We start from the raw sequence: 523 nt of genomic DNA, 5'->3' as shown, positions 1-523 counted from the left end.
TCCTTATTAAACGCAAGGGTGTGGATTATAACATGCCTACACAGTATTCAATGGAACGTGAGTTATTCGAAATTAAAGAAACATCAATCACACATTCGGACGGTCACACATCAATTAGTAAGACGCCAAAAGTAACAGGCAAAGGACAACAATACTTTGTTAATAAGTTTTTAGGAGAAAAACAAACATCTTAATAGGAGGAACGAACAATGCAAGCTCAAAACAAAAAAGTCATCTATTACTACTATGACGAAGAAGGTAATAGACGACCCGTTAATATTCAATACAACGATGGCTACGACTTAATGATAGACCAGCGTTTTATTGAAATGACGCTTGAAAGACATCCGCATTTAAAAAATAACTTTTATGGATTAATAGATGGAAAAGAATTTAAGTTAGATTAAATTTTTGTGTTAGATAATTAAAAGCTAATTTGCTTAGCAATGTTACGGACATACTAGTGGTTTTGTTTGCGACTTTTTTAACTTCTTTCCATGTGTGATTGTCTCGGATATTATCT

General features: G+C 32.9%; 2 protein-coding genes. Both read left to right on the top strand.

Going from position 1 to position 523, the window contains the following annotated elements:
- On the top strand, positions 1-194 hold a 194-nt coding region (locus tag A6013_RS26095), incomplete at its 5' end, for a phage antirepressor KilAC domain-containing protein (RefSeq protein ID WP_078072493.1).
- Between the two features lie 15 nt (positions 195-209).
- The gene (locus tag A6013_RS24160) at positions 210-407 is read left to right on the top strand and encodes a hypothetical protein (protein WP_001148862.1); all 198 of its coding nucleotides are present in this window, start codon (positions 210-212) and stop codon (positions 405-407) included.
- Positions 408-523 lie beyond the last annotated feature (116 nt).

It is taken from the genome of Enterobacter sp. IF2SW-B1, from assembly GCF_001743375.1.
GTDB classification, from domain to species: Bacteria; Pseudomonadota; Gammaproteobacteria; order Enterobacterales; family Enterobacteriaceae; genus Enterobacter; species Enterobacter bugandensis.
Note: the sequence above shows the minus strand (reverse complement) of the source record. Positions and strands in the feature narration are given on the sequence as shown.

Bases quoted from the DNA above. Each gene is read 5' to 3' on its own strand.
- A6013_RS24160 (WP_001148862.1), top strand. From the start codon at position 210: ATGCAAGCTCAAAACAAAAAAGTCATCTATTACTACTATGACGAAGAA.